This is a genomic window from Rhizobium subbaraonis, assembly GCF_900220975.1.
Lineage (GTDB): Bacteria > Pseudomonadota > Alphaproteobacteria > Rhizobiales > Rhizobiaceae > Mycoplana > Mycoplana subbaraonis.
Genome location: NZ_OBQD01000025.1, coordinates 14,508 through 35,469, shown reverse-complemented (window position 1 = coordinate 35,469; position 20,962 = coordinate 14,508). Strand labels below are relative to the sequence as shown.

At 65.3% G+C, this 20,962-nt stretch carries 21 protein-coding genes and 1 pseudogene; 2 read left to right on the top strand and 20 right to left on the bottom strand.

Going from position 1 to position 20,962, the window contains the following annotated elements; all coding sequences use genetic code 11:
* Nucleotides 1–4 precede the first annotated feature (4 nt).
* The 15 genes from CRO48_RS26895 to CRO48_RS26825 all read right to left on the bottom strand — a co-directional run bounded on the left by CRO48_RS26895 (nucleotide 5) and on the right by CRO48_RS26825 (nucleotide 10,955).
* Nucleotides 5–1,987, bottom strand: coding sequence for a conjugal transfer protein TraG (locus CRO48_RS26895; protein WP_035224595.1), 1,983 nt, complete (start codon nucleotides 1,985–1,987; stop codon nucleotides 5–7).
* A 24-nt stretch (nucleotides 1,988–2,011) separates the two neighbouring features.
* Complete coding sequence (locus CRO48_RS26890) at nucleotides 2,012–3,751, bottom strand: relaxase/mobilization nuclease domain-containing protein (protein WP_097142804.1); 1,740 nt, start codon at nucleotides 3,749–3,751, stop codon at nucleotides 2,012–2,014.
* Nucleotides 3,752–3,994: 243 nt separating this feature from the next.
* On the bottom strand, nucleotides 3,995–4,762 hold the full coding sequence (locus CRO48_RS26885) for a lytic transglycosylase domain-containing protein (RefSeq protein ID WP_051796306.1): 768 nt from the start codon (nucleotides 4,760–4,762) through the stop codon (nucleotides 3,995–3,997).
* Nucleotides 4,763–5,098, bottom strand: a complete 336-nt coding sequence (locus tag CRO48_RS26880; protein WP_035224591.1) for a DUF736 domain-containing protein — start codon at nucleotides 5,096–5,098, stop codon at nucleotides 4,763–4,765. It lies immediately after the preceding gene.
* Between the two features lie 45 nt (nucleotides 5,099–5,143).
* Nucleotides 5,144–5,689 carry a S26 family signal peptidase gene (locus CRO48_RS26875; protein ID WP_035224588.1) on the bottom strand — a complete coding sequence of 182 codons (546 nt, stop codon included), beginning with the start codon at nucleotides 5,687–5,689 and terminating at the stop codon, nucleotides 5,144–5,146.
* Nucleotides 5,686–6,204, bottom strand: coding sequence for a DUF2840 domain-containing protein (locus CRO48_RS26870; protein ID WP_035224585.1), 519 nt, complete (start codon nucleotides 6,202–6,204; stop codon nucleotides 5,686–5,688). The genes CRO48_RS26875 and CRO48_RS26870 overlap by 4 nt, the downstream gene beginning before the upstream one ends.
* The gene (locus CRO48_RS26865; protein WP_035224583.1) at nucleotides 6,201–6,455 is read right to left on the bottom strand and encodes a hypothetical protein; all 255 of its coding nucleotides are present in this window, start codon (nucleotides 6,453–6,455) and stop codon (nucleotides 6,201–6,203) included. The genes CRO48_RS26870 and CRO48_RS26865 overlap by 4 nt, the downstream gene beginning before the upstream one ends.
* Complete coding sequence (locus tag CRO48_RS26860) at nucleotides 6,452–7,195, bottom strand: DNA-methyltransferase (RefSeq protein ID WP_035224581.1); 744 nt, start codon at nucleotides 7,193–7,195, stop codon at nucleotides 6,452–6,454. Before CRO48_RS26860 ends, CRO48_RS26865 begins: the two co-directional genes overlap by 4 nt.
* Complete coding sequence (gene parA, locus CRO48_RS26855) at nucleotides 7,192–7,845, bottom strand: ParA family partition ATPase (protein WP_035224579.1); 654 nt, start codon at nucleotides 7,843–7,845, stop codon at nucleotides 7,192–7,194. The genes CRO48_RS26860 and parA overlap by 4 nt, the downstream gene beginning before the upstream one ends.
* Entirely contained in the window at nucleotides 7,845–9,008 is a 1,164-nt protein-coding gene (locus CRO48_RS26850) for a replication initiator protein A (RefSeq protein ID WP_035224576.1), read from the bottom strand. The genes parA and CRO48_RS26850 overlap by 1 nt, the downstream gene beginning before the upstream one ends.
* Before the next feature lie 18 nt (nucleotides 9,009–9,026).
* Nucleotides 9,027–9,308, bottom strand: a complete 282-nt coding sequence (locus CRO48_RS26845) for a helix-turn-helix transcriptional regulator (protein ID WP_035224573.1) — start codon at nucleotides 9,306–9,308, stop codon at nucleotides 9,027–9,029.
* A 141-nt stretch (nucleotides 9,309–9,449) separates the two neighbouring features.
* On the bottom strand, nucleotides 9,450–9,716 hold the full coding sequence (locus tag CRO48_RS33065; protein ID WP_237681051.1) for a DUF2285 domain-containing protein: 267 nt from the start codon (nucleotides 9,714–9,716) through the stop codon (nucleotides 9,450–9,452).
* A gap of 283 nt (nucleotides 9,717–9,999) precedes the next feature.
* On the bottom strand, nucleotides 10,000–10,224 hold the full coding sequence (locus CRO48_RS26835) for a transcriptional regulator domain-containing protein (protein ID WP_035224568.1): 225 nt from the start codon (nucleotides 10,222–10,224) through the stop codon (nucleotides 10,000–10,002).
* A 103-nt stretch (nucleotides 10,225–10,327) separates the two neighbouring features.
* Nucleotides 10,328–10,609, bottom strand: a complete 282-nt coding sequence (locus CRO48_RS26830) for a DNA -binding domain-containing protein (RefSeq protein WP_051796303.1) — start codon at nucleotides 10,607–10,609, stop codon at nucleotides 10,328–10,330.
* A gap of 97 nt (nucleotides 10,610–10,706) precedes the next feature.
* Nucleotides 10,707–10,955 (bottom strand): helix-turn-helix domain-containing protein, encoded by a 249-nt coding sequence (locus CRO48_RS26825; RefSeq protein WP_035224566.1) that lies wholly within the window; start codon nucleotides 10,953–10,955, stop codon nucleotides 10,707–10,709.
* Between the two features lie 288 nt (nucleotides 10,956–11,243).
* Here CRO48_RS26825 and CRO48_RS33060 point away from each other — a divergent pair.
* Nucleotides 11,244–11,330: pseudogene (locus CRO48_RS33060) on the top strand (hypothetical protein); the annotation flags it as partial.
* 204 nt (nucleotides 11,331–11,534) lie between these two features.
* Here CRO48_RS33060 and CRO48_RS26815 read toward each other — a convergent pair.
* Nucleotides 11,535–11,936, bottom strand: coding sequence for a single-stranded DNA-binding protein (locus tag CRO48_RS26815; RefSeq protein WP_035224563.1), 402 nt, complete (start codon nucleotides 11,934–11,936; stop codon nucleotides 11,535–11,537).
* Nucleotides 11,937–12,656: 720 nt separating this feature from the next.
* Entirely contained in the window at nucleotides 12,657–13,073 is a 417-nt protein-coding gene (locus CRO48_RS26810; protein WP_035224560.1) for a hypothetical protein, read from the bottom strand.
* A 278-nt stretch (nucleotides 13,074–13,351) separates the two neighbouring features.
* On the opposite strand from CRO48_RS26810, the gene CRO48_RS26805 reads away from it, so the two are divergent.
* A complete protein-coding gene (locus tag CRO48_RS26805; RefSeq protein ID WP_141402129.1) occupies nucleotides 13,352–14,077 on the top strand; it encodes an alpha/beta fold hydrolase in 726 nt (241 codons plus the stop codon).
* A gap of 115 nt (nucleotides 14,078–14,192) precedes the next feature.
* Here the strand turns inward: CRO48_RS26805 and CRO48_RS26800 are convergent, their stop codons facing one another.
* The 3 genes from CRO48_RS26800 to CRO48_RS26790 form a co-directional block, all read right to left on the bottom strand.
* Nucleotides 14,193–15,131 carry a DUF2493 domain-containing protein gene (locus tag CRO48_RS26800; protein WP_035224700.1) on the bottom strand — a complete coding sequence of 313 codons (939 nt, stop codon included), beginning with the start codon at nucleotides 15,129–15,131 and terminating at the stop codon, nucleotides 14,193–14,195.
* A gap of 326 nt (nucleotides 15,132–15,457) precedes the next feature.
* The gene (locus CRO48_RS26795) at nucleotides 15,458–16,504 is read right to left on the bottom strand and encodes a DUF7146 domain-containing protein (protein ID WP_035224556.1); all 1,047 of its coding nucleotides are present in this window, start codon (nucleotides 16,502–16,504) and stop codon (nucleotides 15,458–15,460) included.
* Nucleotides 16,504–20,862: a strawberry notch family protein gene (locus tag CRO48_RS26790; RefSeq protein ID WP_035224554.1), complete on the bottom strand. Its 4,359-nt coding sequence runs from the start codon at nucleotides 20,860–20,862 to the stop codon at nucleotides 16,504–16,506. Before CRO48_RS26790 ends, CRO48_RS26795 begins: the two co-directional genes overlap by 1 nt.
* Between the last annotated feature and the right edge of the window lie 100 nt (nucleotides 20,863–20,962).

Here is a 20,962-nt window from a genome sequence, read left to right as displayed (position 1 = left end):
GCGGCTACAGCTCCATGCCGTCGTTGGGATCAAGAGAGACCTGGCGTGCGATGCCCTGCATCTGCCGGATCATGCGACGGTTCCGCACGGCCTCCTCTTCGGCGTCATCCGGAAGGTCGATCTCGAATTCGTTTTCGATGGGCGTCTTCTTCTCAACCGGCTTTACGCGGCTCAGCTCGGGTTGGAGCCGGCGTTCGGAACTTGTGGTGTCCTCATCCTCCGAGGAGGCCGTGGCCGTCACGATCTCTTCCGGGCGCGGTGGTATCGGCAGGCTGGTCCAGTCGTCCGGGCCGGTGCTGTCAGGTCGTTTCGGCTCCGGCGGCGCCAGCACCCGCTCCTTGAAGCGCGCGTCCTCGTAATAGCGCGCCTTCTTCGCCCGAATCGGCGGGATGCCTGCGACCATCACGATCTCGTCGGTCGGCGGAAGCTGCATGATTTCGCCCGGGGTCAGCAACTGACGGGCGGTCTCCGAGCGCGACACCATCAGATGGCCTAACCACGGCGACAGACGGTGGCCGGCGTAGTTCTTCATGGCCTTCATTTCGGTGGCTGTGCCGAGCGCGTCCGAGACGCGCTTGGCGGTGCGTTCGTCATTCGTGGCGAAGCTGACCCGGACATGGCAATTGTCGAGGATCGAGTTGTTCGGGCCATAGGCCTTTTCGATCTGGTTGAGGCTCTGCGCGATCAGGAACGCTTTGAGGCCGTAGCCCGCCATGAAGGCCAGCGCGCTTTCGAAGAAGTCGAGCCTGCCCAGGGCTGGAAACTCGTCGAGCATCAGCAAGAGACGATGCCGCCCGGCCTTGGCCTGCAGGTCCTCTGTCAGGCGCCGCCCGATCTGGTTGAGCAGCAAGCGGATCAGCGGCTTGGTGCGATTGATGTCGGAGGGCGGCACGACGAGGTAGAGCGTGGCGGGACGCTCGCCGCCCACGATGTCTCTGATCCGCCAGTCGCAGCGGCGCGTCACCGTAGCGACCACCGGGTCGCGATAGAGGCCGAGGAAGGACATCGCCGTCGAGAGCACGCCTGAACGCTCGTTGTCGGATTTGTTCAGCAGCTCGCGCGCCGCGCTGGCGACGACGGGGTGCGGACCTGCTTCCCCGAGATGCGCGGTCTTCATCATCGCCCTCAGCGTCGACTCGACAGGCCGCTTTGGGTCGGACAGGAAGTTGGCGACGCCCGCGAGGGTCTTTTCAGGCTCGGCATAGAGGACGTGCAGGATCGCGCCGACCAGAAGCGAATGGCTGGTTTTTTCCCAGTGGTTCCGCTTGTCCAGGCTACCCTCGGGATCGACCAAGATGTCGGCGATGTTCTGGACATCGCGAACCTCCCATTCACCGCGTCTCACCTCGAGCAGCGGGTTATATGCCGATGACTCCGGATTGGTCGGATCGAAGAGCAGCACCCTGCCGTGCCGGGATCGGAACCCGGCCGTGAGCGTCCAGTTCTCCCCCTTGATGTCGTGAACGATGGCCGAGCCGGGCCAGGTGAGCAGCGAGGGCACGACGAGGCCGACGCCCTTGCCCGAACGGGTCGGCGCAAAGCACAGCACATGCTCGGCGCCATCGTGCCGCAGATAGTCGCGCTCGTATCGACCGAGCACGACTCCGTCCGGACTGAGCAGGCCGGCGTCTCGGATCTCCTGATCCTGCGCCCAGCGCGCCGAGCCGTAGGTGGCGACATTCTTCGCCTCGCGCGCACGCCAGACCGACATGCCGATGGCGACGGCGATCGCAATGAAGCCACCCGACGCGGCGATCATGCCGCCGACGGCGAATATGCTCGGGGCGTAGGCGTCGTAGAAATACCACCACCACATGATGGCGGCCGGAAAGTAGACCGGCACGCCGAACAGCGTGAACCACGGCTCGCCGAGCTGCGCCTGATAGCCGAGGCTCCACGCGACATACTGCGTCGCGCCCCAGACGGTGGTGAGGACGATCGCAAACACGATCAGGATCTGTCCCCAAAGGATTTTGGTGGCGGACATGGCGATAATCCTTTCTGACTGAGGTTAGAGGCCGAGCCCGCGCTTCCGACCGAAATCCCAGTCGACGCCGCCGTCGTCGCGCGAGACGCCGGAGACGTGGCGGCCGATCTGCTTTTCGAGCGAGGGAGACCAGGGCACGAGCTGGAAGCCGAGGCCGTCGTCGATCATGGCGAAGCGGCCGGAGGCGAGTGCAAAACGCTGGCGATAGGAGCCGGCGACATATTCGCCTGTCCCGGCCTGAGCGAACGGCAGCCCGGTCTCGGCGGCGAGCTTTTCGCCGAGCGCATTGACCTCCCGCTCGCGCAGCGTGTTGAGCAGGCGGCGTGCGAAGACGATGCGTCCGCCCTGACGATCGGCGAGCCCCTCACCGATCAGATGCTCGGCGCGTTCGTCCATGGCCTGGCGGACTTCCGAGCCGAAGCCGCCTTCGGAAAGCGCGACCGGCTCACGGGCGATGGCCTGCCGGTCGAGCCAGGTGGCTCCGGTCGCGTTCACCTGGGCGCCGAGATCGAGATCGGACCTAACGGCGAGCGCCACCCGGCGCTGGCCGTGCGCATCCTCGTAGGCGCGCAGCTCGACAATCGATCCCGGCGGGCTGTCGCCGGCTGCGTCGAGGTGCGGCAGCCGGATGTGATGCGTGCGGCCGTCCACGCCGTCGACGACGGCGTAGGCGGAGCCTTTGAGCTCGTCGTCAAGGCCGCGCTCGACCAGTCGGCCAACGACCGGCACGTCGAGGCTTTCGCCCGCCAGCACGTAACTGGCCGATCCGCGTTCGATGCCGCGCTCGGTGAGCGCACGGTGCATGCGCTTGATGATGTCGCCGCGCTCGCCGAGTTCGCGCAGGACGTTTTCCGCTTCCGGCTTGATGAACCATTGGGAGTGGCCGACCTGCCCGGCGACGCCGAGGATTTCGAGCGTGCGCAGGCGGCCGACCTTCAGCGCGTGAAACTCGTCAGGCTGGCGATCTGCGAGCGGGGCGAGATCGATGATGCCGGACTTGCCGGCGTCGCGGACGAGTTGCCGATCGAGCTGGGTCCACCGCTCCGCCGTGATCTGGCTTTCGAGGCTGCGGCGGATATCGAGGTCGGTGCGCGGCCCCAGCTCGTGCGTGATGAGATCGCGCACGCGGTCACGCATCCCCTCCTTGATGTAGTCGCGGGAGATCACGAGGTCCTGGCCGTCATCGCGCACGCCACGCACGATCAGATGGATATGTGCATGCTGCGTATTCCAGTGATCGACGGCCACCCAGTCGAGCCGCGTGCCGAGATCCTTTTCCATCTGGCCGACGAGATCGCGGGTGAAGGATCGAAGGTCGGACATTTCAGGAGCGTCATCCGGCGATACGATGAACCGGAAATGATGCCGGTCGTCCCCGGATCGCTCGGCGAAGGCGCGCCCGTCTACGTCCTCCGTTCCCGGGCCGAACAATCGGGCCTTCTCGCCGTCACGGGTCACGCCGTCGCGGCGCAGATAGTCCAGATGCGTTCCGAGTGGCGCTGATCGAGCGGTATGGCGGACCACACGCGCCTTGACGACGGCGCCGCGCGTGCGCGACGTGATGAGGCGATTGGCCTGGATGCTGGCGCGCTGGCCACGGCCGAAGCGGGATCGATTGCCCGAGTTGACGCGGCCGGACGGTGAGACGCCGCCGCCTGCCTTCTTCGCAGCGGCGAGCGCCTGCGCGACAAAGGGACGAGCCTGCTGCGCGCGGGTGGATCGGATGCGCCCGGGACGGACGCGGAATTCGCGTTCATCGGACATGGCGCATCTCCGCGCGGTGCGAAACATCACGCAAAAACAGTAAGATGGGCGTGCGGCGCACGGTGCGCGAATGCGCTGCACGGTGCGGAACGCACCAAAAACATAAACAAAAACAACCGACCGACGGACGCGCACCGTGCGCCCTTTTATCCTGCCATCGTCCGGTTGCTGCGCCTGCCTCCACCCCTGGCGCTCTCAATGACACGCGAGAGCACGACGGGCCGCGATTTGCCGCAGGGCCGCTCATGGCCGGTCTCCAGCGGCAGCGCGGGCGATGAACAGCCCCTTTGGCTGCGCGGCGGTCAGCGTCTCCTGCGCCGCCTGGACGGGTGAGCGGGTATCGGTCAGTGCGCGATCCGAAGACGCGGGATTGCCAGCGGAGGCGCCGTCATCCCGCCCGACGAAGATCGCCGCCTCGCGCCAGTCGAGCGGTCGGGCAATCGCCGAACCGCTCTTGGAAGGGCGCTCGCCGCGCAGAACGGGGGCAAGAAACGTGACGTAGGCTCGCGTTTCGGCGGGCAGCGGGCGGCCCTTCGAACGATGCTCGTCATAGCGCGCCGGGCCAGCATTGTAGGCAGCGAGCATGGCGGCTACGTCGCCATAGCGATCCCACATCTCGCGCAGGTACGCAGTACCCGCGAGGATGTTGTCGCGTGAGTTATATGGGTTGCGGCCGAGGCGGTAACGGAGGCGAAGTTCGGCCCAGGTATCGGGCATAACCTGCATCAGTCCCATCGCGCCGGCCGAGGAGACGGCGCGCACGTCGCCCGCGCTCTCGGTGCGCATCACGGCGACGATCCATGTCGACGGAATGCCGAACCGCCGCGACGCCTCGGCGATATGAGCCGCGTGCGGATGAGCGGACGCGGCCCGGACGGGGGACGGAACTTGCGCCAAAATAGCAGGCGTTTCGGCCGCGGTGAAGGTCAGGCCGGAAAGAAGAAGGAGGAGCGCTGAGCGCCGGACGGCGATCAAGCCGCCGACGCTGGCGCGGTGCTTGACCGCCGTCATTCAGTCATCCTTCCGCTTTTTGGAAGTGAGGTTCGTGTGCAGGCCCCAGGCGGAGCCGTCGTCACCGGCGCGGAAGAGGTTCGCGCGTAGCATGCCTCCGAACAGCGGGCTGTAGATCTCGACGGAAAAGAATTCACCGGCCCGATCGCCGACGGCCGCCCAGGCCGCACCGATCGGAAGCCCGTCTTCGTCGCCGAGCAGAACGCGATAGGCTGGAGCGTTCTTGGCCTCCGAAGGCTCGGCGGCGACGAAGGTGATTTCTTCGTCGATGCCAAGCGCCCTGAACCGCCCTTCGAAGCCGGATTCCGTGCGTGTGAAAAGTCCGATGTTGGCCATGATCGTGGTCTCCTGTTGTGCGGCGGGATTGCAGTGGTCGCGCCGTCACCGCGTCGGCGCGCGCCAGACGAAGCGGCCCTCGCCGTCGTCGTCGGTGAAAAGCGGTGTCGCCCGACCGATCACCGCGGTGGCGGGAAACGGGCCGAAGTAGCGGCCGTCGAGGCTGTCTGGGGCTTCGTGGTTCATGAGGAACAGCTCTCCGCTGCCGATGCGGCGGCAACCCTGCCAAACCGGCAGGTCGCGGCCTTTGCTGTCGCGGTCGAGCGCGTCGCCAAGCGGAACGTCGTCGACGCTGATTGCACGCCCGGAGCGGCAGACGCGTTGTCCCGGGAGGCCCAGCACCCGCTTCAGAAGCGGCACGCCGCGAGCGACGTAGCCGCGCTCCACGATGAACGAGGCGACGGGCTCGGGCGGCATGACGACGACAAGGTCGGGCACCTCGAGACGACCAACAGGATCGATGGTGTAGAAGCCTACTGGCTCGCTCGCGGTCGCGTTCCAAACGAGCTTCAACGGCAAGGGTGTGGCACTGGCGAGCGCAATGCCGAGGACACCGAAGGCGGTCGCCGCAAGGTATTCGAGCCGCGTCATCGCACGATCTCCCGGCGCCGGAGCCATGCCTGATGGCGATCGGACGTGTAGGGACGCGGCGCTTCGCCGGCGTTCATCCAGTGGGCGACATGACGCCAATGATCGGGATCGACATCGGCCGGATCGATGCCGAGCGCGTCGATGCCGTCAACGTGACGCAGCACGTTCTCGACCTTCGGCCAGCCTTCGATCTTGAGGAGAATTTCGCCGCCGGGCCGCACGAAAGGCAGCGTCTGATACGGCTCGCCGCGATCGACAGTCCGCACAATATCGACACGCGAGATGATCGTCCCGTGTTCGTTCGCAGCCCAGCGAACGAAGCAAAAGACCGCATTCGGCGCGAAGCCGACGACCCTGTGCTGGCGGTCGAGTTTCTGCTCGTAGCTCTGGTTCCCGAATCTGATCCAGCTTTCGACGCGCTTCTCGATCCAGGTGAGCTCGACGAGCGTGGTGAATGCGGCAGGACCGTCCGGCAACGGACGGCCGCGCATGCGGTACGTCGCATTGGCGGTCATGATTGGTCTCCAGACGTTTCGGGAAATTCACGCGCCAGCAGCTCGCGCAGCATGTCGGCGACGGTCACTCCGCGGCGGAAGGCGGCGACCTTGATGCGCCCACGCATCGCCGGCGTGATGTCGATCGTCAGCCGGGCGGAATAGATGGCGGCAGCGTTGTCACGCGTCGCCGGTGCATCGCCGGCCTTGATCCAACCGCCCGGATCGACTGGTCGCGTCGCGAAGCCGCGCTTTTCCGTGCGGACCGTCATGACGCGCCTCCGTCGTGGAACGGCAGCACGGAGGCGATGCGCGCGCGGGCGCGTTCGGCCATGGCGGCGTCGATCTCGCAGCCGAGATAGCGCCGGCCTGACAGCCGGCAGGCTTCCCCGGCCGCGCCCGAGCCTGCGAACCAGTCGCCAACAAGGCTGCCTTCCGGGCAGCTTGTGCGGATCAGGATTTCGAGGAGCGCCGACGGCTTTTCGGTCGGGTGGATCGCGCGACCATGGGCGTTGCGCACGTAGATGACCGAGCGCATCAGGCGCGGTCCGCCATCATGGCTGACATAGTGACCGCCGTCGATCTGGCCGGTATGGGGTGGCCGCTGCTTGCGGCGGACCGTGCGGGCCGTCGCGTCCGGCGTGGTCTGGACGTCGTTGTAAACGTCGCGCCAAGGCGTCTCGGCGGGATAGAACTGAACGGCCAGCTCGTGCACCCGCTTGAAGCGGTCGGCATGGAAGCTGGAGCCGTTCTGCTTCTCCCAGACGATCTCCTGTGCGATGCGAAAGCCTGCGTCGACGAACCTGATCGCCGTGACCATGAAGCTGCGCAGCGAGCCGAACACCCACAGAGAGCCGGTCGGCTTGAGGGCGGCCCGCGCGAGCGGAAGCCAGCCCTCGACGCGCCGATCCCAGGCGAGCGAGGTGTCACCGTAAGGCGGATCGGCGAGGATCATGTCGAACGGGCCATGCGACGGCATGAGCTCGCGGCAGTCGCCGGTAAGGACGATCATGACGTCGCCCTCCCGATGCGCAGCCGCTCGATCTCGGTCACGAGCGCCGCAATTTCACGGGCGGCGGGCGATCGCGCGTCGATGTCCGACGCAAGCCGCCCGGTCTGTGCGGCGTCGGCGAAGACGACGCGCTGGCCGATGGTGCTGGCGAGCACCGGCGGATCGTGATCGGCGAGCGTTTCCGCTGTCTCGCGGGCGATGACGGTGCGCGCGGCGCAGCGGTTGAGCACGAAGCGGGCGACAAGCTCTGGCCGGTAGATGCGCGCCTCCGTCAAGAGCGCCAGCATCTCCGCCGAGGCCCAGCCATCGAGCGGCGATGGCTGCACCGGGATCACCACGAGGTCGGCGGCGAGCAGCGCGGAGCGCACGAGCCCGGCAACGCGTGGCGGCCCATCTATGACGATGTGGTCGACGTCACGAGCGAGTTCTGGCGCCTCGCGGTGCAGCGTGTCACGCGCCAAGCCGACGACGCCGAACAGGCGCGGCAGGCCCTCGCGTGAGCGTTGCTGCGACCAGTCGAGCGCGGAGCCCTGCGGGTCCGCGTCGATCAGCGTGACACGCTTGCCGCGTCCCGCCAGCTCACCGGCAAGGTGCAGCGCCAGCGTCGTCTTGCCGACGCCGCCCTTCTGATTGAGAAAGGCGACGATCATCAGCTTTTCCCCGATCGGTCGAGAGAAAGGCGAGGCGCTTTTGCTTCGCTGGAAGACGAAGAGCTGTCGTCGTTGGGCGCCGATCCCGGCGCGGCCGCTTTGGTCTTCTTCGCGGTGACGCTGAGGTTTCGGGCGGTCTCGCGGATGAGGTTTTCCACATCGCGCGCGCGCTCTTCAAACTTAGAGTCTATGTTAGACTCTAAGTTAAGGGCGCGATTTCGTGTGAAGTTTCCGTGGGTTAAACCCTGTTTGGGTTCCTGATAGCACGAGCCTCGGGTTCCCGATAGCACGATAGTCCGGGTTCCCGATAGCACGAGGCCGTCCACAGGCTGTCCACAGGCCGAGAGAGGCTCGAAAGCGAGCAGCGTGCGGCCCCCGATTTCGGCCTCGAGGAAGAGCGTGTAGCCGGGCAGCGGCTGGCGCCGGATGATGTCGCGCAGCTCGAAGGCGAAGCGCTTGAACGGCGACAGGCTTCCGGATTTCTGGTGGAGGTGGCGGAAGTCGAAGCGCCAGCCATCGCGCTGGCGGCCGCCGTGCTTGCGCACCAGGCGGTAGAGCCAGCGGTCGAGGCCGCCCGTGAGGTCGAAATAGGCGCGGTCGATGGTGAGCACGAGCGCATCGTCGAGGACGGCGCGGTAGAACCAGTCCGGCACGATCATCTCGATGCCTTCTGGCCGGCCGTTGTGGTTGGTCCGCTCCTGCCACTCGTTGATCCAAGAAAAGCGGTGGCGGCGGCCCTCGGCCGGCTGCCGGATCGAGGTCGACACCGTGGTCGATTGCAGCCGGTCGAGCGCGGCTTTCAGGCGCTGGTAGTCGCGAAGCGATGTGCCGCGACCGACATAGGTGAGGATTTCGTAGGGCGTGGCGGCCATCAGTCGCGAGGTGCGGAGTCCGGCATCTCGGGCATTCACGATCTGGCTTGCCGCCCAGATCAGGATATCGGCGTCCCATATGGTCGCCATGCCGTGATCGGGAACAGCCTCGACCCGGATCGTCACGCCACCCGCGACGAAGTCGATCGGCGCGACGCGATGGGTCTTGGATAGGGAAAAGAAGGGATAGGCCATGAGATCCTGCGCGTCTCGTGGCGCGAAGTCGCCGGGAAGCGCCCGGAACAGGTCGAGCTGTCCGCGCTCCGAGAGGGATAGACGCCGCGCCGCCATGAACGATTCCGGCCGCGATCAGCGTGCGTAACGGCCGGCGTGGACCGGCTGCTGATGCGCGTGGCGTTTGGCCGGCAGGACCGAGCCGCGCGGATCGGAGGTGGACGTCACTGCGCCGCGGGCAGCCCAGGTTTCGAGATCGTCGATCGCGTAGACGACGCGGCCGCCGAGCTTGCGATAGGCGGGGCCGGTGCCGTAGGTCCGATGCTTTTCGAGCGTCCGGGCCGAAAGGCTGAGGAACTCGGCCGCTTCCTTGGTTCGCAGGTAGCGCGGCGGGAGAACGACGGGTTCGTGTGGCATGGATCGGGCCTCCGTGGTGTTTGGGACGGCCGCTTCGGATCAGCGGCGGGTAATGACCACGGTGGCGGAGAAGAGCCGGCGAGTTGCAGGGCGAAGTTGGGGGGTATCGAATTCGCCCACCATTGAGAGGGCGTGACCGCGCTAGGGTCGGTGGCGATGACGGAGGAGTTTTCGATATCCGCCCGCGATCATGGCTTTGGCATCACGCAGGAGCGTCTTGATCTTGTGACGGACCTCCGACGTCTGCCATTCGTCGCGGTCGAGACGATCGATGCTGAAGATGACCTCGGCGATTTCCTGTTGCGTCGCGCCGGCCCGGTATCCGTCAAAGGCGCGAAGCATTCGGCGTTGCCGCACGCGCTGCTGGCGTGTCAGCCGCGTGTCGGGGGGAATTGCCCGGCCGTGCAGAGCCGAAAGGAGGCGATAGACGGCTTCGATCCGATCGAAGCCCTCTATGCCGAGTGGGATGGCGGCGACAGATGCAATGCCGGCCTCGACGATGTTGTCCGCGATCTGGAGACGTTCACCGGTGGAAAGAGAAAGACGGAATGAACCGTGGCCATCTTCGGTTGCCCGCTCCTGGCGCCAGGATTCGACAGGCTGATCACCGTCGTCGTCCCGCAGATCGGGTGGTACTTCGATCAGGACGACGACGCTCGTATCTTCCCTTGGGAGCCAGAAAATCGGAGCGTCAGGGGGTGGCGTCCGAGGGTCGACAGGGAAATCGCAATCCCCATCGTTGCTGAATCTGCGCCGTCATGGACGTCGCGATTCCGTGTTCGGCCACGGATGCTTCGAAGTCGGCATCATAGGCATCGCTGCGACGCAGCCATTCCCAGGCCAGATCGGATGGCGTCAATACATCCAGATGCTCGTATTCAACAGACGAACGCCACGTCGATGCGTCAGGCGTCATGGAGATCCTCCCACGTTTATTGTTACTTGGGGGATGCAGGATTTCACGTCCGGGTTGAGAATTGGAAGTCATGAAGAGAACAAGAGGTGATGCTTGCGGAGCATCACGAAGAGGGCTTCTGCTGACTTTCACGAACCAGTTCGCGATAGCCGTGTTCGGTCATCCAATGTGCGCGGGCGAGATGGGCATTGTGGATGGAGCGGCATCGGGTGGGATCGCGATACGGGTCGAGGCCGAACAGGATGTGCACGGCCTCGCGCCAGTCGGCGCCGTCCCGCTCGGCGTCGAGCAGCCGCATGTAGAGCTTCATATGCTCGCGGTCGTAAGTTGTGAGTGTGTCGCTGGACGGTGGTGCGTCCAGAAATGCCAGTATTGACTGTCCCATCAAGCTTCCGTACTCGCGTGCGCCGGATTCATTGAATGTCTCAAAACAAGATAAAATGCCTTTATGTCACGGAAACGTCGATATGCGCTCCATAGTGTTATTTCGGTCGGTCGAGCCTGTGGTGGAGGAGCAGAACCCCTTCTCCCTTGTCCGTTGACAAGAGAACAACCCCGGCCGCTTCCAGCGCCCTGCGAACTTCATCGCGAGTCGATTCGAACACTTCGAGCCCGTTCTCGGACTCGAGGCGTTTAAGCGCGGTCAGCGATACCCGGGCCTTGTCAGCGAGCGTCTCCTGCGTCCAACCCAGCAGCGCGCGTGCGGCCCGTGACTGTCGGGCGGTGATCATACATGATCACCTCCCACTCCGATCTGCACGCAATCCAGAACTACGACTATTTTAGTCGCTCTTCGCGCAAAAGCTAGCCGAATTTGGGCCGCAAACCACGGTCCACGCTGCGTTTCCTGAAGTGGCACGGAAACTGATTCGGTTGCCTGACCACTTCGGGGACTAAGGCGCGCCCCTTCGCCCTCACGGGGCGAAGGGATCCAGCTCCTCGACAATGGTAGCGTCCTCGCCGTCGTATTCTGCGGCGGCCATGACGCCCTCCAGCCATGTGGAGGAACACATGTCTCTTGCTCTGGTGAGGTTCGGACTGTTCGCGTTAGCAAGATCGAGAACAAGGGTCGGAGCAACCGTCGTGTAACAAATTCTGTTGCGTAGGTGCGGCGTGCTTTTCATAAATCTCGGCGTCCGTCCGGCATTCGAATCTTGAGGCGACCACGCCGATTGTGAGACCTCTTCATTGCTCTTTTGCGCGAGGGGCCGTTCGGCAATCTTGTCGGCGGCATCGCAGCGGAAGGGTGCGGGAAGTCGCGAAAATGAGAAACCCGGCGGCTTGTGCCGCCGGGCCTTCCGACCTCCCGCTCAGAACGGGATGTCGTCGTCGAGATCGCGCTGGCCGGCTCCGGTTTCGCTCTGCTGCGCCCGGCTCAGGAAGTCGACCGTCTCGGCGATGATTTCGCTGCCGTAGCGATCGTTGCCTTCCTGGTCCTTCCACTTCGTGTAGTGGATGCGGCCGCGAACCAGAACCTTCATACCCTTCTCGCAATATTCCTGGATCGTTTTGCCGAGGCCGTTGAAGGCGGTGATGCGGTGCCACTCGGTGTCCTGAACCCGGTAGCCCTTCTCATCCCGGACAACCTTGCCTTCCGAGTAGCGGGGGCGCGAGGTGGCCAGCGTGAAGTGGGTGATCCGGGTGCCGCCCTGGGTGGAGCGGGTTTCAGGGTCCTGACCGATGTTGCCGGCGAGAATGACGATGTTCTGCATTGTAGGTCTCCGTTGCTTCTCGGAGGGACCATCCCTCCGACGAGACCCGGCCAAGGACGGCGGGAGACGCCTGCAACTGCCTGCTTGCGGGCAGCTCGCCCATAAGGCCCGGAGTGGGGCGGGCAGCCGCGCTTGCGCGGCAACACGGTCCGGAGCCACGTGGGTTGCGGCCGGAAACCGAACGGACTTAGGGGATCAGTCAGTCGGAGGGATTGGTGCCTCTGAACGCATACGAACCGAGACGCACAGCCGAACCATCGTCCTTGCCGGCAGCAGCGAAACGGCAGGCCCGATGAGCTTGCACCGCTCAGAGCGGCGCCTTCGGTCCTCCATTTCCGGCCACCCGCCTCTTCGCTCGCGGAAGCTGTCCGGGACGAGGACGAACAAGGCTATCGGGCCGAATGGCACGGAATGGCGACGCACCCGCTTCGATGGCGGAAGGTGCGATCCGACAGAATTGCGAGGGGGTGGGAATGAAGGTGATCGCGGCTCGCTTTCACGGCGCGAAGGGGATTGACCGGCGGGGCGACAGACGTTCACGGCCTCCGGGACTCATGCCGATGGTCGGGCGATCCCGAGCGACCGGGTGATGCTGACGGGAAACGGCGGCACGGGGCCGCAGCGTCGACGCTCCATGCCTGACCTGAGCGGGAAAGCCGGACATCCGGCGGCGCAAGCCGCCCTGGTTTTCTTGTGGCAGTGATGGTCGCGGTCGACGGGTCAGCGCGAAAACACCGAGACGCCGAGGGCGTTGAGGTTGACCATCGCGGCTATGCCGATGAACAGACCGCCCGCGCCGCCGAGCAGATTGAGCACTATCGTCGAGTCAATCGCGTTCTTTGTGAGGCCAAGGACGAGGGCGTATCCCGCAATGGTGGCCGGGATCGCGAAGATCGCCAGCGCGATCAGGCGCAGGGCCGGATTCCTGGCGAAGCCGAGAACCCCGATCACCAGCGCGATCGACAACAAGGCCGCGCCGATGGCGGCAAGACCGGACAGGAAGACCCCGGCGCCGGCCCCCCAGGCGTACTGCGCGGCCGAGAGGCCGACCATGAAGGGCAAGGCGTAGATGGCAAAGTTGTAGGCGATGATGCAGAGCGTTATCGTCAGCGAGATAGCCAGCAGGATCAGCGACATCGAAACCTCCAGATGAACGGTTGAAGATCAAGACAGGCTACTGGTGATTTGGCTCTGTCTCTGACTGTGCTACTGCGCCGGTTCTGCAAGGGTTCTTCATTAAAGTCATCGACACCGTCGATGGTCAAGTTCTTACATTTGCCAGAACCAGTTGAACGTATGAGGGCTTTGATGTTTCTTTGCGAAAGACAAGCGAAAGCCCTTTTTGGAACGTGCAAATGATATCGCCTGATGGAGTTCCGATTGTTTGCAGTCAGCCCCAGGGAGTGGCTCGCGGCTTGTTCCTTCATTTGCCTGCTTTTGGCCAAAAGAAAGAGGATACAAGGCCGGTTCTCGACCATCTAGCCGAAAAGGGCTTTACGGCGATCGGAATGGATACATGGCAGCAAGGCGAACGGGGCCGCGAAAGCCGAGACCAGCTCACGACGCGCGTGTTCGGGAATTTCCGGCGGAATATGTGGCCAATTCTCGGACAAACGACACTGGATGTATCTCGGGTGATCGATTGGGGGCTGGCAGAGTTCAATCTAACTGCGCCGGTGTTTGTAAGCGGCCTCTCGCTCGGCGGGGACATCGCGGTCGCCGCTGCCGGTCTCGATTCCCGGATTTCCTTTGTCGTTGCGGTCGGCTCGACGCCAGATTGGAAAAGGCCGGGAATGCACGATGTTGTCGACGCCGCGAAACTGCTGGCGTCCGGTGAGGCGGACCTATACGCGCAGTTCTTCTATGATCAGCTCAATCCTTTAACGCATCTGGACCGATATGCGAGGGGGCCATGGCTGAACTTCATTTCGTGTGAATTTGATAATCATATTCCCTTGGATGGTGTGACACGGTTCAAGGCAGCGCTATCGGACGCATATCCACTGGCTGGCGAGCGCATTTCCCTGAAAATGTTACGGGGCCGGCGGCATATGGATTTGCTCGATCTCGATGTCTGGTGGCCGACAGCCTCCGCGCTTATAGATCGCGCTAACAGCTTGGCTTCGTCGGGCAATTCCTGAACGCTGGACCAATCCGCACTTGGCTGCGAAGAGCCACAATAGTCGGCGAGCAGATCTGTCGTTAATAAGGCGACAGCTTCAGGAACGAAGTGGTGCACCTCGGCAAAGGCGGCGCTTACGCGCCGCCATCGAATTGCATGGTCGGGATGCCGAGCTTGCGGGCCTTGTCCGCGAGGTTTCCCTGAATGCCGCCGCCGCCGAAGACGAGGACGCCGACCGGCAGCACCTCCAGCATAGCGTCGTTGCGCTTGTAGGGAGCCTGTTTCGCCGGATACTTCTCGAAGTCCGGCGTGAAGGCGATCTGCGGCACCTTGCGGTTTTCTGCCCAGCGGGCGGCGATGCGCTCTGCGCCCGTCTTCGCGCCACCGTGGATGAGCACCATGTCGGCGTGCTTCGCATGGACCTGATCGAGTTTGGCCCAGATCAGGGTGTGGTCGTTGAAGTTGGTTCCGCCCGAGACGGCGACCTTCGGACCGGCGGGCAGCAGCACCTCCTTCTCAGCCCGGCGCTTCGCGGCAAGGTAGTCTCTGGAGTCGATCATCGCGGCTGTCAGGTTGCGATGGCTGACCTTCGAGCCGGTGCGGGGCCGCCAGGCGCTGCCGGTGTGGTGCTCGAAGGCCTCGGCGGAGACATCGCGGAAGAGCTCCATGCTGTTGCGCCGTTCGATCATGGTCTGGCCCTCTGCCGTGAGGCGTTCGAGCTCGACCGACTTCACCTCGCTGCCGTCCTGTTCTTTCTGGAGGCGACGCTGCGCAAGCTCGTTGTCGTCCAGCTCGCGCTCCACCCGAGCGGTGGCGCGGTGGAAGAGATTCACGGCTCCCCAGAGCAGTTCTTCGAGATCGGGTTCGAGGCGCGTGTCGCCGAGCGTGGCGATCAGGGCGTCGAAGATATCGGCGACGGCTGCGGCGACGGCGTTGCCCTCCGGAAGCGGCCTCGGATCGGGTTCGTCCTGATACGGCCGCCAGCCGTAGAGCTGGAGTTCGTTGAGGACATGATCGGTGGGGGACGAGGTGTGGATCGGCTCGTAGCCTGCGGTTTCGTCTTCGTTCGTCATCGTGAGCGTCCTTCGTCTGGAGACCGCGACCATCGCGGCCTTCGCAGGCGTCGACGCCCACAGGCGGACCGGACTGGCAGCCCTCGTCTCTCGCGAGGGCCTCGATGGCCAAGCCCGGCTATTTTGCTTCGCGATGCAAAGGCGGCGCAGCCGCCGGCGGAAAATAGCCGGGCGCCGCGCCATTGCCCGGCCGGGCCGTTTGTGGGCCGATCGCCCTCTCAGAAGGCCGTGGCTGCGGGCTCTCGGACAGCAAAGGTCGCTTGCGGTGATGAGAGGAGACGGCAGGTGAAGACGCCTTTACCGCGCCACGTCCCCTGCCGATCGCCTCAGCCCTCCACGAAACGACGGACGTCATCGGGATGAACCTGCTCCAACAGGGTCGCCCGGAGGGCGTCGACGCCGCGCCAGCGCAGATCATCGTTGAAGTCCTCAAGCTTCGGCGACAGGGAAATCGCCTCGATCCCGAGGCTCGTTGCTCTGGCGACCAGGCTGTCTCGCGCGCCGTCTCCTGCCGGGTCGCGATCTCGGAGGACATAGAGCCTGCGCAGGCTCAGTGGGAACAGGATGGCGGCGAGGTGTGCGGCCGAAAGCGCCGCCATCATCGGCATGTGGGGCAAGACCTGACGGGGCGACAGCACGGTCTCGATGCCTTCGCCGGCCGCCAGCACCTCACCGGCGACGCCGAAGCGGACACCGTGCCCGAGAAGATCGCCCATCGCCCGCCGCGGTGAATCGACGGGCGCCTTGTCCGAACCGTCCGGTGAAAGCCAGGTGCGGTGCGCGCCGGTCTGCCTGCCGTCGAGATCGGTGACCGACGCGACGATCGCCGGCCAGATCTCGGTGGGCGAATGCGCGTCCGGTTTGTAGTAGCACCGCCCATGGTAGCGCAACGCGGCGGCGCCGGAGAGGGACGTGATCGCCCGCCCGTTGAGGTAGATTTCCGCAAGGGTGCCGCTGATTGGTTCCGACATGGCGAAGAGCCGCCGGGACGCTTCAGGTGATCCCGCCGGCGCCGCACTGGAGATGCTGCCGGTCGGCGTTCTTGTCATCTGCGACTCGGGATGAGGGAGAGAGAGGAACCGGCGCGCTTCCTCTGCCACGTCCTTGAAGTCGATGAGGCCGAGCGCCTCACGGATGACATCGAGGAGATCGCCGTGTTCCCCCGTCGATGCGTCGGTCCATTTGCCGGCTGCGCCCTTGCCGGTTTCAGGCCCGGTCAGGCGCACGAACATTGAGCGTCCGGGGCTGTTGCGGGCGTCGCCGACCTGCCAGTACCGTCCGGCGCGCCGGCCGGATGACAGGTATTGGCGGCAAACCGCTTCGGCGTGATGGCCGAGGCGGATTGCCAGTTCGGAGGCGTCGTGACGGGACATCAGGCGGCCTCCCGTTCGCCGATGCGTTCGACCGGAAAGCGGTCGAGCACTTTGGCAAGCACGACCGGGCCATTCGTGTGGGTCGGCACGAACATGCGCAGCTTCCACGAAATGATCTCGTGGAACAGGCCGTAGGCCGTCAGGCGCTCGCGCATCGTGTCGTCGAAGCCCAACAGCTCGATGCGGTTTGCGCCCATGACGCGGACGCGGCGAAGCTGAAGGCCCTCGGCGAGGTCGAGGATCGTCCGGCCGTCCATCAGCGCCGTGAAGGCGTCGTCCGACGTGATCGTGGCCGAGCCGGTCGTGGTGGCGGTCGCCGCCCATGCCGGCGAGACCCTGCGACCGATGATGCGCTCGCCTTCGTCTGTCTGGAGCCGGTAGACGCGCGTCGAATCGTTCGGCAGCCGTTTCCAGATCGGCAAAAGCAGTCCGGTGACCATGTGAAGCGTCGCGTCGGTGAACTCCGGCACCTCGGCGATCTCGGCGCTCCAGGCTGAGGCGAAGGTGTTCCGGTCGGTTTCGACCCAGTGGGTCTCGCCCATGAAGCGCACCGGGATATTGTGGGCCTCGGTCGGGCGGATCAGGCGGACGCGCCGTTCGACCTCGCCATCATCAAGCATGACGCTGCTCGCGGGGATCTGGACGGCGGCTCGGCCGGAGCGCTCGTTGATGAGTAGTTTTGCGCGCGGATCGCCGAGTTCGGCGAGAGCTGCGTCGAGCGTCACCGGCCGGTTGCGCCTGCGCTCGTTGATCGTGAGCAGGCTGGTCTCCGCGCCGGTGCGCGGATGCGTGTAGATCGTCTGGCGATCGACGACGACGAAACTCTCGGCGCGCAGCGTCTCCAGCCCGGCGTCATAGGTTCCAGACGCGATCGCACCCTCGATACGGGCGGTCAGGAGCTGCTCGAAGGCGGTGAAGAGGATGCCCTGAAGTTCGATCGTGAGAGCGAGCATGCGATTGAGAAACGTCGTGATCGGCGGCAGCTCGTCCTTGATGCCCGTCGAATCCATCAGCGTTAGGCCGGTGGCCCGCTCGAAGCGGTCGAGCGAGCAACCCTCGACCTTGCCGCGCACCAGCAGAAGGTAGAGCTGGCGCAGCGCATCGCGGGCGTAATGGCTTTCCAGATTGTCCTCGGGGCGGAACAGCCCCTGGCCGCCCGTCTGGCGCTGGCCGCGCGTGATCGCGCCCAGCGTGTCGAGGCGGCGGGCGATGGTCGAAAGGAAGCGCTTCTCCGCCTTGACATTGGTCGAGATCGGCCGGAACAGCGGCGGCTGCGCCTGGTTGGTTCGGTGCGTGCGGCCGAGGCCCTGAATGGCGGCGTCCGCCTTCCAGCCTGCCTCGAGCAGATAGTGGATGCGCAGCCGCGTGTTCTTCGCCGACTTCTCCGCATGGTAGCTGCGCCCGGTGCCGCCGGCGTCGGAGAAGACGAGCACGCGCTTGGCGTCGTCCATGAAGGATTGGGTCTCGGCGAGATTGGCGGCTCCGGCGCGCGTCTCGACGACAAGCCGGTCGACGGCGACGCTGCCGCCGCCCTTGCGCACGATCCGTCGCGACCGGCCCGTCACCTCGGCAACCAGGTCCGTGCCGAAATACTGGACGAGCTGGTCGAGCGCGCCGGGAACCGGCGGCAGGCTGGCGAGCTTGGCGATCAGGGCGTCGCGGCGGGCGACGGCCTCGCGGCTTTCGACCGGCTGGCCGTCGCGATAGACGGGGCGCGATGACAGATTGCCCTCCGAATCCGTGAACGGCTCGTAGAGCTGGACGGGGAAGGAATGGGCGAGATAATCGAGAACGTACTCGCGCGGAGTGATGTCGACGCGGACGTCGTTCCACTCCTCGGTCGGCAGCTCTGCCAACCGCCGTTCCATCAGCGCCTCGCCGGTCGAGACGATCTGGATGACGGCCGAATGTCCCGCCTCCAGATCGGCGGCTATCGAGCGCAGCAGGGTCGGCGTCTTCATTGAAGTCAACAGATGGCCAAAGAAGCGCTGCTTGGCGCTTTCGAAGGCGGAGCGGGCGGCGGACTTGGCCTGCTTGTTCAGCGTGCCCGACCCGCCTTCGCCGCCGCCAGTGATGTTGGCCGCCTGCATCGCCGCATCGAGATTGTTATGGATGACGGCGAAGGCCGCGGCATAGGCGTCGTAGATGCGGATCTGCTCGGCCGTGAGCTCATGCTCGACGAGCTCGTATTCGACGCCGGCGAAGGAAAGCGAGCGGGCGGTGTAGAGGCCGAGGGCGCGCAGATCGCGGGCGAGCACCTCCATCGCCGCGACGCCGCCGGCCTCGATCGCCTCGACGAACTCGGCGCGCGTGGCGAAGGGGAAATCCTCGCCGCCCCATAGCCCGAGCCGCTGCGCATAGGCGAGATTGTGGACGGTGGTCGCGCCGGTGGCGGAGACATAAACGATACGGGCGTTCGGAAGCGCATTCTGGAGGCGCAGGCCGGCGCGGCCTTGCTGCGAGGCGGCGACATCACCGCGTTCTCCCTTACCGCCCGCGGCGTTCTGCATCTGGTGCGCCTCGTCGAAAATCACCACTCCATCGAAGTCGGAGCCCAACCATTCAACGATTTGTTTGACCCGCGAAACCTTCTCTCCGCGGTCGTCGGAGCGCAGCGTGGCGTAGGTTAAAAATAGGACGCCTTCGTTCAGCGCGATCTGCTTGCCCTGCGGGAAACGCGACAGCGGCGTGACCAGAAGGCGCTCCATGCCGAGCGCACTCCAATCGCGCTGCGCGTCCTCGATCAGCTTGTCGGATTTGGAGATCCAGACCGCCTTGCGCCGGCCCTGGAGCCAGTTGTCGAGGATGATCGCGGCCGACTCGCGTCCCTTGCCGACGCCGGTGCCGTCCCCGATCATGAAGCCCTGGCGGAGACGGACAGCGCCTTTTGCGTCCTCGGCGGCGGCGGACAGCTTGTCGAAGGTGATGTCGACCGTCCATGCGCCGGCGAGGAAGTCGGCATGCGCCTCGCCGGCATAGATGACGGTTTCGAGCTGCGCGTCCGACAGCAGACCGAGCACGTTCGCCGGCAGGGTCGGGCGATAGCTCGGCTTCGGCGGGGCGACGCTCGCCATCGACGCCGACTGGACGAGCTGGGTTGGATGCGCCGTGGCGCCGGAAATCCGGATGGTCTGTAGGCCGTATTCCTCATAGATCGCGTCGGAGAGGCGTCCGGCCTCGGCGGGCTTCCAGTCGACGGTCTCATAGGCGAGCGGAACGGACTCCGGCTGAGAATGCGTCACAGCAGGTGCCGCCCTGGCCGCCCGGTTGACATAGGCGCGCACGGTCCGGGCCGCGACAGGCGCGGCGACCGGCACAGCGATCGCCGGATCGACCGGCAGGCGCGCCGGGAGATGGTCGGCCAGCCATCCAAGAAGCGTGGCGACATCAGGCGCGACCCCCGGTGCGGCCGGAAAACCGGACGGATCGTCGGCCGGAAGCTTGTCAATGACGGTCAGCCGCGTCGGGATGGTCGTGCCATGCTTGGCGTAGACCGAGCCGTCGATAGCGGCGGAAAAGACGACGCGGCCGCGTTCCTGCAGACGGGCATAAGCCGAAGACCATGCCGGCGCGTCGGGCGCGAAGTTCGCACCGGTGATCGCCACGAGCCTGCCGCCGGGCGCGAGGCGCGACAGCGCCGAGGCGACATGCCGGAAGGCGGCGTCAGCGATGCGTCCCTCGACATTCGCCAACACCGAGAACGGCGGGTTCATGAGAACGACGGTCGGGAGGAGAGCCGGATCAAGGTGATCGTCGATCTGGGCAGCGTCGAAGCGCGTAACGGGAAGGGCCGGAAAGAGGAGGGAGAGAAGATCGGCGCGGGTGTCGGCAAGCTCGTTGAGCAGGAGCAAGCCCCCGGCGATCTCGGCCAGGATTGCGAGAAGCCCGGTTCCGGCCGAGGGCTCCAGCACGCGGTCGGCGGGCGTGATCGCCGCGGCGACCGACGTCGCCAGGCCGAGCGGGATCGGCGTCGAGAACTGCTGGAAGCTCTGCGCCTCGTCGGAACGGCGCGTGTGCGTCGGCACTAGGCCGGCGATCTTGGAGAGTTGCGACAGGATCGCTTGCGGAGAGCCGGCTTTGCGGAAAAGCGGCTTTCCGTATTTGCGCAGCATGAGGACGGTCGCGACCTCGCATGCCTCGTAGGCCGTTTTCCAATCCCAAGCGCCGGCGGTGTCGGAAGCTCCGAATGCGGATTCCATCGCGCCGCGCAGCACGGCGGCGTTGATAGGCTGACCGCGTTCGAGGTGAGGCAGAAGAAGCTGCGCGGCCGCGACGATCGCCGATGCCGTGCCGGAAGCGACGACGGGCGGAAGCGATGCAGCGATCTCGGCGGCCGCGGTTGCGGATAAAACGTTCATGATGGGGAACCTCGGGAGAGCGGACAGGATCGAGCCGCGCAGCGCTCTCTCTCGACCGCAACGGCTCAAACCCGTCCCGGCCCCACTCTCGCTCTCGTCG

Coding starts and splice junctions, on each gene's coding strand:
- CRO48_RS26850 (WP_035224576.1), bottom strand. CDS start 9,008: ATGGCGGCGCGGCGTCTATCCCTCTCGGAGCGCGGACAGCTCGACCTG.
- CRO48_RS26880 (WP_035224591.1), bottom strand. CDS start 5,098: ATGGCCAACATCGGACTTTTCACACGCACGGAATCCGGCTTCGAAGGG.
- parA (WP_035224579.1), bottom strand. CDS start 7,845: ATGATCGTCGCCTTTCTCAATCAGAAGGGCGGCGTCGGCAAGACGACG.
- CRO48_RS26810 (WP_035224560.1), bottom strand. CDS start 13,073: ATGTCGCTGATCCTGCTGGCTATCTCGCTGACGATAACGCTCTGCATC.
- CRO48_RS26815 (WP_035224563.1), bottom strand. CDS start 11,936: ATGCAGAACATCGTCATTCTCGCCGGCAACATCGGTCAGGACCCTGAA.
- CRO48_RS26885 (WP_051796306.1), bottom strand. CDS start 4,762: ATGACGGCGGTCAAGCACCGCGCCAGCGTCGGCGGCTTGATCGCCGTC.
- CRO48_RS26800 (WP_035224700.1), bottom strand. CDS start 15,131: ATGACGAACGAAGACGAAACCGCAGGCTACGAGCCGATCCACACCTCG.
- CRO48_RS26790 (WP_035224554.1), bottom strand. CDS start 20,862: ATGAACGTTTTATCCGCAACCGCGGCCGCCGAGATCGCTGCATCGCTT.
- CRO48_RS26895 (WP_035224595.1), bottom strand. CDS start 1,987: ATGTCCGCCACCAAAATCCTTTGGGGACAGATCCTGATCGTGTTTGCG.
- CRO48_RS26795 (WP_035224556.1), bottom strand. CDS start 16,504: ATGTCCCGTCACGACGCCTCCGAACTGGCAATCCGCCTCGGCCATCAC.
- CRO48_RS26835 (WP_035224568.1), bottom strand. CDS start 10,224: ATGACGCCTGACGCATCGACGTGGCGTTCGTCTGTTGAATACGAGCAT.
- CRO48_RS26865 (WP_035224583.1), bottom strand. CDS start 6,455: ATGACGGTCCGCACGGAAAAGCGCGGCTTCGCGACGCGACCAGTCGAT.
- CRO48_RS26875 (WP_035224588.1), bottom strand. CDS start 5,689: ATGACGCGGCTCGAATACCTTGCGGCGACCGCCTTCGGTGTCCTCGGC.
- CRO48_RS26845 (WP_035224573.1), bottom strand. CDS start 9,308: ATGCCACACGAACCCGTCGTTCTCCCGCCGCGCTACCTGCGAACCAAG.
- CRO48_RS26870 (WP_035224585.1), bottom strand. CDS start 6,204: ATGACCGCCAATGCGACGTACCGCATGCGCGGCCGTCCGTTGCCGGAC.
- CRO48_RS26890 (WP_097142804.1), bottom strand. CDS start 3,751: ATGTCCGATGAACGCGAATTCCGCGTCCGTCCCGGGCGCATCCGATCC.
- CRO48_RS26830 (WP_051796303.1), bottom strand. CDS start 10,609: ATGGGACAGTCAATACTGGCATTTCTGGACGCACCACCGTCCAGCGAC.
- CRO48_RS26860 (WP_035224581.1), bottom strand. CDS start 7,195: ATGATCGTCCTTACCGGCGACTGCCGCGAGCTCATGCCGTCGCATGGC.
- CRO48_RS26825 (WP_035224566.1), bottom strand. CDS start 10,955: ATGATCACCGCCCGACAGTCACGGGCCGCACGCGCGCTGCTGGGTTGG.